Annotated in this window: 10 protein-coding genes; 5 read left to right on the top strand and 5 right to left on the bottom strand. The window is 40.5% G+C overall.

Features of this window, described 5'->3' with window-relative positions; genetic code table 11:
* Positions 1–253 precede the first annotated feature (253 nt).
* The 3 genes from PL11201_RS04485 to purE form a co-directional block, all read right to left on the bottom strand.
* Positions 254–865, bottom strand: coding sequence for a hypothetical protein (locus PL11201_RS04485; RefSeq protein WP_079677420.1), 612 nt, complete (start codon positions 863–865; stop codon positions 254–256).
* A 167-nt stretch (positions 866–1,032) separates the two neighbouring features.
* Positions 1,033–1,545 carry a hypothetical protein gene (locus PL11201_RS04480; RefSeq protein WP_079677419.1) on the bottom strand — a complete coding sequence of 171 codons (513 nt, stop codon included), beginning with the start codon at positions 1,543–1,545 and terminating at the stop codon, positions 1,033–1,035.
* A 184-nt stretch (positions 1,546–1,729) separates the two neighbouring features.
* Complete coding sequence (purE, locus tag PL11201_RS04475) at positions 1,730–2,209, bottom strand: 5-(carboxyamino)imidazole ribonucleotide mutase (protein WP_079677418.1); 480 nt, start codon at positions 2,207–2,209, stop codon at positions 1,730–1,732.
* Between the two features lie 66 nt (positions 2,210–2,275).
* Here purE and nagA point away from each other — a divergent pair, with 66 nt between their 5' ends.
* The 4 genes from nagA (at position 2,276) to PL11201_RS04455 (ending at position 5,566) form a co-directional block, all read left to right on the top strand.
* A complete protein-coding gene (nagA, locus tag PL11201_RS04470; protein WP_079677417.1) occupies positions 2,276–3,544 on the top strand; it encodes an N-acetylglucosamine-6-phosphate deacetylase in 1,269 nt (422 codons plus the stop codon).
* A gap of 42 nt (positions 3,545–3,586) precedes the next feature.
* Positions 3,587–3,799: a DUF2839 domain-containing protein gene (locus tag PL11201_RS04465; RefSeq protein ID WP_079677416.1), complete on the top strand. Its 213-nt coding sequence runs from the start codon at positions 3,587–3,589 to the stop codon at positions 3,797–3,799.
* 377 nt (positions 3,800–4,176) lie between these two features.
* Positions 4,177–4,527 (top strand): DUF1815 family protein, encoded by a 351-nt coding sequence (locus PL11201_RS04460; RefSeq protein WP_079677415.1) that lies wholly within the window; start codon positions 4,177–4,179, stop codon positions 4,525–4,527.
* A gap of 163 nt (positions 4,528–4,690) precedes the next feature.
* Positions 4,691–5,566, top strand: coding sequence for an alpha/beta fold hydrolase (locus PL11201_RS04455; protein ID WP_079677414.1), 876 nt, complete (start codon positions 4,691–4,693; stop codon positions 5,564–5,566).
* 52 nt (positions 5,567–5,618) lie between these two features.
* Here PL11201_RS04455 and PL11201_RS04450 read toward each other — a convergent pair whose 3' ends face one another.
* Complete coding sequence (locus PL11201_RS04450) at positions 5,619–5,855, bottom strand: hypothetical protein (protein WP_079677413.1); 237 nt, start codon at positions 5,853–5,855, stop codon at positions 5,619–5,621.
* Positions 5,856–6,012: 157 nt separating this feature from the next.
* Between PL11201_RS04450 and PL11201_RS04445 the strand changes: the two genes are divergently transcribed.
* Positions 6,013–6,285: a hypothetical protein gene (locus tag PL11201_RS04445; protein ID WP_234996608.1), complete on the top strand. Its 273-nt coding sequence runs from the start codon at positions 6,013–6,015 to the stop codon at positions 6,283–6,285.
* A 358-nt stretch (positions 6,286–6,643) separates the two neighbouring features.
* Here PL11201_RS04445 and PL11201_RS04435 read toward each other — a convergent pair whose 3' ends face one another.
* On the bottom strand, positions 6,644–8,245 hold the full coding sequence (locus tag PL11201_RS04435; protein ID WP_079677411.1) for a B12-binding domain-containing radical SAM protein: 1,602 nt from the start codon (positions 8,243–8,245) through the stop codon (positions 6,644–6,646).
* Positions 8,246–8,469: the final 224 nt, after the last annotated feature.

Here is an 8,469-nt window from a genome sequence, read left to right as displayed (position 1 = left end):
TAAGTACCTAAACAAAATTAATTGCATATTCTTGACCTAAATTTTCCAGCACTTTTTTCAGATATTTAATTAAGCTTGAACAACTCGTATAAGCATCGACTTCAATAGTAGGTTTAGTTAGACTATATAGCAATCCGCGCCGAGGTCATAACATTTTAATACTGACATCAAACAGCCAGAAGTATTACCCCAGATCCGCTGTTCCCTTTTGAGAAAAAATTTTGAACACAACTCAAATAGGATTGCTATAGATTTAACAAATCGGATGCTGACCAGGCTTAACCGCATGAATATTTTCGCTTCCTGACTGGGGCCATCCCCTTCGATCACCCGCTTCTGAGGGCTGTCCCCAACCTAATTGTAATAACATTTCTAAAAAACTCGATTTCTCCCACTTCCAAACACAAGTCCATTCCGTACGTTGGACAATAGCATCTACTTCTTCTACGCAAATTTTACGATAATCCTTACCACTATTTAAACTTAAATATAAATCCATCCCGGCGGTTACATCATCCCAAAATTCTAATAGTTTAGTTTTTTCTGCTTTTAACTGTTCTAAATCATAGGGTAAGGCAATTAATTGTTCATTGACAAACGGAAACCGTAGGGTTTTTCCCTTAACAACAATTTCCCGCCAAACAATCCCGGAAACTTGATGTTCTTGTTGGTATTGATGAATCGTTGCCTTAAAATTTTGATAGGCTGTAAACTTTTGAATTCCCTCGGGTTTTAAAAAGCAATCAACCACTGGATTACCAACCGCAGGAGTTGCCCTTAAATTCAAACGCTCCCCTTTCAGGCAGGCTTGGCGCTCCTGATTTAAAATTTGGATCAGTTCCTCTGTACTGTAGGTTTTTGACATCAGAAACGTCCTAAATTGTCAGTATTTATGGGATGGGTCTTTGACATACTCCCCACGCCTAAATCCGGGAGCTTGACCCTCGCTTTTCGGTAATTGAGGATATGGTAGTGCATCCGTCTCAGGGATGTCAAGAAACTGATCGGCAAGTTGAATCTCTTAAAGACTGATTATTCGATAGAATTCAGTTTGGATTTTAATAACTTTAGCCGATCAGAACTCAGTTTAATTTTAACATCGGTTAACTGTTGATGATCCCGGAATAAAATTATCCCATCTTTACCAACAGCCAAATCGGGATCGGTTAATTCTATGATTTGATAAGGAGGTTTATAGCCTTCGACTCGAATCACCACTTGCTGTTGAGATTGGGGGAAAATATACAGTCGTTGTTGTTGAGAATCTAGTTCTAATTTATGGGGAGTAATACTCAGTTCTTGGGAGAGTTCTGGTTTAAAATAATAGAGTGTAATTCCGCGAATTTCTGGGTTTTTTATCGTAAAGGTTTCATCGAAACGTTGGGCTTGCCAATCTAAACCGCCTAAATAATCTCCATCGTTAGGAAGTAAACGTTGTTGCCAGTGAATTTCCTGACCTTGTAAAGATGCCCACCACTGACGAATGATATCCAGATGGGTGCCATTATCGGGGTGATTACTGCCAAACTGCCAAGGGGTTGTCATAATTTTTTTATCCTATTTTTTTTGTTATAGCGCTGGGGAATAGGCAATAGGGAATGGGCAATAGGGAATGGGGAATGGGCAATAGGGAATGGGGAATGGGGAATGGGCAATAGGGAATGGGGAATGGGGAATATTGATAGCACTATAGTTCTCAATGACTGCTCGCAGATCTCCAGCTTTTCACCTAATATTCACCATACCCGACTTGATCCAAACGCTGTTGTTTTTCCAGAACAGATTGTTTGAGATTTTCCCGATAGTCTTGAACTTTTTGTAATAGTTCAGGATCATGACTGGCTAAGATTTGTACCGCTAATAAACCCGCATTTTTAGCATTACCAATTGCCACCGTTGCCACCGGAATTCCCCCGGGCATTTGTACAATCGAATATAGAGAATCAACTCCTTGTAAGGTGCGAGTTGTTACCGGAACCCCAATTACAGGCAGAGGGGTTAAAGATGCCACCATCCCGGGCAAATGGGCGGCTCCTCCGGCTCCGGCAATAATCACTTTTAATCCTCGCAAATGGGCGGTTTTAGCATATTCAAACATCCTTTCTGGGGTACGGTGGGCGGAAACAATGGCAACCTCATGGGGAATATTAAATTCCTCACAAACGGCGATCGCCGCCGCCATTGTGGGTAAATCTGAATCACTTCCCATGATAATCCCAACCACAGGAGTAGAGTTAGTCGATAATAATGTAGAGTTCAAAGCCAACCATTCCTCATGATCACAACACCACAGCCAGACGCCGTTAACTTCGATATTATCAATGTCCGTCTCCCTGGAACACAAAATTTGCAACGAGTTTTAATTCGTCAGGGTAAAATCTCTGGCGTTGAAGCGATGGCAGGTTCATCTCAACCCACATCAACCGCAGCAATTCAACAACTAGATTTGCAAGGAGATTGGCTATCTTTGGGAGGAATAGATTTACAAATTAATGGGGCATTAGGATTAGCTTTTCCCGATTTAGAACCGCAATATTTTTCTAAGTTGACCGAAATTTGCCAGTATTTATGGGCACAGGGCATTGATGGGTTTATGCCCACTATTGTCACTACTTCAATAGATAAAATTCAGCGATCGCTCGCCACAATAGCGGAATTTATCCAAGCGGTTCCCTCCGATCACCCCAGCGCCAAAATTCTAGGGGTGCATCTGGAAGGGCCATTTCTCAATCCCAGCAAACGGGGTGCCCATCCTCAAGAGCATTTATTACCCCTGACCTTAGATCAGGTGCAACGGGTTCTGGGGGACTATGCAAACGTCGTAAAAATCATTACCCTAGCCCCCGAATTAGACCCCACAGACAAGGTGATTCCCTATTTGAGAGATTTAGGGATAATTGTCAGTTTGGGCCACTCCCAAGCTACAGCAGAGCAGGCAGAACGCGCTTTTACCCTCGGGGCAACGATGGTAACCCATGCCTTTAATGCCATGCCCAGTCTGCACCATCGAGAACCGGGTTTATTAGGGACGGCTTTAGTTAACAAAAAGGTTCAATCGGGCTTTATTGCCGATGGACAGCACGTTTCCCCCCTAATGGTTAATTTGCTGTTACGGATTTCGGGAATTAACCAACCCACCGAAGCCAAGGGTTTAATTCCCCTGTTTTTGGTGAGTGATGCCTTAGCCCCCTTGGGACTACCTGATGGGGTTTATCCTTGGGATGAGCGACAAATTGAAGTGAAAGAAGGTACCGCCCGTTTAGCCGATGGCACGTTATCTGGAACCACCTTACCTTTATTGGTAGGGGTAGAAAATTTGGTGAAGTGGAATTGTTGTGATCTGGGGGAGGCGATCGCCTTAGCCACTATTGCCCCGAGGCAAGCCCTGGGTCTATTTTCCTTCATGGGTGAATCCGCCAGTCAGCTTTTGCGGTGGAAATTTGATCCAGCCTCTGAAACTGTTACTTTGAATTGGCAGCGACTATTACCATTTGTGATCGATCAAGGAATAATCGTCAACTCGCCAACAGATCAAATAAAATGAAGTTGAGTAAATGAGTCCTACTGTTAACTTTTATATACAAATATGGGTGAAGCAAAACGCCGAAAAGATTCCATGGGAGAACGTTATGGCCAAGAGGAAAAAATTGCCCCTTGGTTTCCCGTTACTAAAAACCAAAGTCAACAATTCATAGAAATTACGAGTAAAGCCAGTTGGTTTGGGATTGGTTTACTGGTTGTTGTTTGGGTTACGATTCGATTTATCGGCCCGGGATTTGGTTGGTGGCAAATTGATTGAGGTTGAGGGAAAGTTTCTGTGCCTAAAACGGGTTTCCGAGGGCGACATATCAAAGATCCGATTAGTAGGGTTTAAACTTATCACAAATATTAGATCTTTTTATCAGTTTAGACCCGATTTTCCTGCTAATCCTTGTTGTGTCAGGATATTAGCCTAGTTGAAACAGTAAAGTTAGAAAAATTTAAGGTTATTGTTTTCCTAGATACCTTCTCAACGGAGGGTTTTGGTTAATCTGCAAAACAGTCTATATTCTGGCACTGGGGGGGTGATCTTTTCAATTTAGGCTGATCAGACTAAGATTAATATTTCAGCACCATAACTTTAAGATTATGTTACATTTTGTAAATAATCCTAGGTGTGGTGATAGGAGGAGAATTATGTTTCTCAGAATTGCAGAACAACACCGCAAATTCGTTCAGGACTTGGTGATGAACCTCCAAGCTCTAGCTACGGTGCTAGAAAGACAGGGGTATCTTGCCTCTTGCTATACCTGTGGCGGTCAGATGAATAGTGCCTCATTCATGGTCAGTTTGGGCGAAAGTCATTTGATTCGTTTCCTGGTATCAGACTATGGAATTACCTGGACAGAAATGCGTGATGACCGGGAACTCATGAAATTAGAGGGTGCCGAAGCCATTCAACAATTGCAGGAGTTGGCTAATTTGGTAATTTACAGAGGAACACCTTCTCCCCATCTTATGAGTCCCAAACTTGCCCAGCGTGTGTAGAAGATGCGGAATTGCCTCTCTACAGACCTAATGAAGTTGATGGAGTTAACCCCTGTCGGTGGTAATCTGAAATCACCGAGCAACTGTTTAACATTGCTCCAATCCGTTGAGGAAATTCTCTAAGACGTTAGCCTAAGCGCTTGTGAGCATTATATTGGAGTTTATGGTGACATTAGAATCTGATTGGCAACATCTGTTTGTAGAAACGAATAACATTCGTTTACACACGGTTACCCAAGGTGAGGGTGAACTCGTCATACTTCTGCATGGATTTCCTGAATTTTGGTACGCCTGGCGCTATCAAATTCCGGCTCTGGCTCGTCATTTTAAAGTCGTTGTGCCTGATTTACGCGGCTATAATGATTCTGATAAGCCGGATAGTGGTTATGATTTAGACACCCTAGTAGCTGATATTCAAGGCTTGATTCAACGATTAGGCTATGTTAAAGCTCATATTGTTGGGCATGATTGGGGGGGATTAATTGCCTGGCATTTTGCCCAGAAGTTTCCCGAATCTCTCAATCGTTTGGCGATTCTAAACGCTCCTCCCCCCTCTCGCTTTGTTCAAGAATTAGTTAGTAATTTAGATCAAATTCGTCGCAGTTGGTTTGTTTTTGCCTTTCAAGTTCCGGGGATTCCCGAATGGTTAATCCAACAAAATTTAAAAGAATTTGTCACTAATGCGTTGCGAGAACACGCTATTCGTAAGGGTGCTTTTAGTGCCGAAGAAACTCAAATTTATGAAGCAGCTTTAGAAAAACCAGGGGTATTAAAAGCGGCGATGAGTTATTATCGTCATTTATTTTGGCCGCCTACTTGGTTGTTAAATTTGACAAAAACCCCGGCAAAAGTTTTATCCCCCACTTTGGTATTATGGGGAAAGGAAGACTCATTTTTAAGTTATCATCTAACTGAGGGTTTAGATAGATTAATTGCTGCCCCGTTTAAACTACAATTAATTCCCGATTGTGGTCATTGGATGCAACAGGAAGTTCCCCAAACCGTGAATCGGGAATTGTTGAATTTTTTAAGACCTTAGTTATAAGTTGATTGGGTTTAAATCCTAATGGGATGGTTATTCATGGTAATTCCTAACGACCCAGGCAATTGCTATAAATCATCTGTTCGGAGGCATCTTCAAAGAATACCAAGACCAGTTGTTTTCCTGAATTCCCTATATATTGAGCTTCATCGGCGATAACATATAAGTTAATATATTCGGGTCTTTTAGGACAACAAGCCCTGGCAATTCCCTTGATTGTAAAGGTTTGATCCTCTTTTTTTCTAATTTTATTAAAGACTTCTTTCAGACCTAAGCTGTTAAGCATCTAAATAGGGTATAATGAAACCCACATTCCGCAGATATTTAAGCCAATTGAATTTCCAATTAAATTGTAATAAATAATAGCCCAAATGATTGCCATGTAATAATTTGGGCTATTTTTAATGTAGAATAATAATTAGAGTAACTGAACAAATAAAAATATGAAAAAACCCCTAGAAGCGATAGAAATCGTGAATTTAGACCATTTAGGAATAGTGGCAAGCGTAATAGATGAGATGGAATTAGTAGAAGAAGTAAATAAATATTATCAAGCGGGAACAACAAAGTTATTCACAGCAATAGCCCTAAAAGCAGCCCAAAAATTCCAAGTAGAAAGGGAGAGCGTACACCTAGACAGCAGTTCGATATCAGTAGAGGGAGAATACAAAAGTAAAGAAGAAGAAAATCAGGAAATTGTGTTTGTTAGTGTATAACCTAGCCCAAAGAAAATTGAGAAAACAACTAGAAACAGCCCAAGAAGGGGTAAAAAATCAGGTCAAGAAATTAACGAATAAACCAAAGAACTTGGTTATAAAATACAAATGTGTTAAAAAAATAGGATTCTATTTCTATGAAAAAATAGCAATTATTTATGTTTAGTTAAAAAGCGGTAAACGGGCTATAAAATCTGATAGTAAAGCATCGGAAGTTCAACGAAGAACTGTAAGGGTTTTCAATTTTTTAGAATTAGTGGAAAATTTAGCCCCCATCTGCGGAATGTGGGTTTTAAGTCAAGAAGAAACCACAAAAGCACTATTGTCACTAAGAAATAGATAGGTTTGCTGAATAACCCTACAGGGAGTCGGCTAAGTGTTTTTTTAGGGTGGCGACGGGTAAGGGGCCTTGCAGATGTTCCCAAGGTAAGACTTGATCTAAATCCCAATTTTGGTTAACATAATATTCCATAGTGGGTAGTTTTCCCCGTAATTCTTTGAAGGCTCGCCGATAACTTCCTAAAGATTCTCCATAGTTTCTAACTAATTCTAACAGATGGGAAAGACGGCGATCGCCCCTCGAAAGTAAGGCTTGAATCACTGACCATTTATAACTTTCGGGTCTAAAATCTATCCCATGGGATTTTAACTGTTTTTCTAATAATTTTAGGCGTTTTTCCGCATCGGGATTCACTCCAAACCATTGAAAGGGAGTATGGGATTTGGGCACAAAGGTACTACAACCCAAGGTTAATCTAAAACCTGGAGCCGCTTTTTTTAAGGCTTTCATTAGGTCTACGGTGGCTTCTACATCCTCTAATTCTTCCCCTGGAATCCCCACCATCCCATAGATTTTCATGCCCTGTAAACCGCCATTTTTAGCGTTAATAATGGCTTGCAGAATTTCCTGGTTTTCTAATTTTTTATTAATAATTTTTCGCAGGCGATCACTACCACTTTCTACGGCAATTGTCAAGGTGCGAGTCTCTCTTTTTGCTAAGGTTTTTGCTAGTTTTTCAGTCACGGTATTAGTTCTAACTGAAGCAATACTTAACCGCACATCATCATATTTCGGTTGGGTTAAATAGTCTAATAATTGATCAAATTCGGGATGTTGTGTTACCGATGCTCCTAATAAACCTAAGCGCCTTGTTACTTGCAGTCCCTTTTCAATTGCGGGAATTAATGAGGCTTCTAAACTAGCAGTTCTAAAGGGTAAAGTCAAATAACTGGCTAAACAAAAACGGCACATTTCAGGACAACTGCGAACCACTTCTACCATATAAATATTTTCCCAAGCGGCTTTTTCTGTTACGACGGTTGAAGCTGATAGAATATTGCCTCGATAGGTTTGTTTTTGGACTTGGGAAGGAATACTAGCATCTAGGGGTTTAATATCTTCAATTTCGCCTTCTAAACTGTGATAAGATACTTGATATAAACTGGGAATATAAATGCCTGGAACCTGTGCTAAATGTCGTAATTGGGTCAGGCGAGATTCATGACGAACCTGTAGATAAGCGTCGATAAAATCTCCCAATAAATTTTCCCCATCCCCAAGTAAAATAATATCAAAAAAATCGGCAAATGGTTCTGGATTAGCAGTTAATACCGGGCCCCCGCCAAAAATTAAGGGGTGTTTTTCGGTTCTTTTAACTGAACGTAAAGGAATACCTAAAAATTCTAAACGCTCAAAAATATTGACATAATCGAGTTCCCAAGAAAAGGAAAAACCTACCAATTCAGGATTTTGGGGTAAGGGTTCATGTAGATTTGTAAACAGACGACTCACTTCCACATCGGAACGCGCAGCTAAAGTTGCCCAAACCAGTTGATATCCTAAACTGGTAATCCCTACTGTATATTCATTGGGAAAGGCAAAAATAACTGGAATGGCATCTAAATTAGAGGGAGTCGGAGTAAAAAGTAAACGTTCAGCATCAAAGACAGAATCAGTCATCAGTTATCAGTCATCAGTCATCAGTTTAAGAGTTATCAGTTATCAGTAATCAGTTAATCGGTTAATAGTTATTGGTTAACAGTCATTAGTTACCAGTTATCAGAAATATCAACTCTTACACTGATACTAAGTAGGTAGGCGTAATTAAACCTAACTATTTAGATAGGGAAAACCCTTGCTGTAAATACCTTTCAGCCACACTGGGATGGTGGGATATTCTCGCC

It is taken from the genome of Planktothrix sp. PCC 11201 (assembly GCF_900009135.1).
Lineage (GTDB): Bacteria > Cyanobacteriota > Cyanobacteriia > Cyanobacteriales > Microcoleaceae > Planktothrix.
Note: the sequence above shows the minus strand (reverse complement) of the source record. Positions and strands in the feature narration are given on the sequence as shown.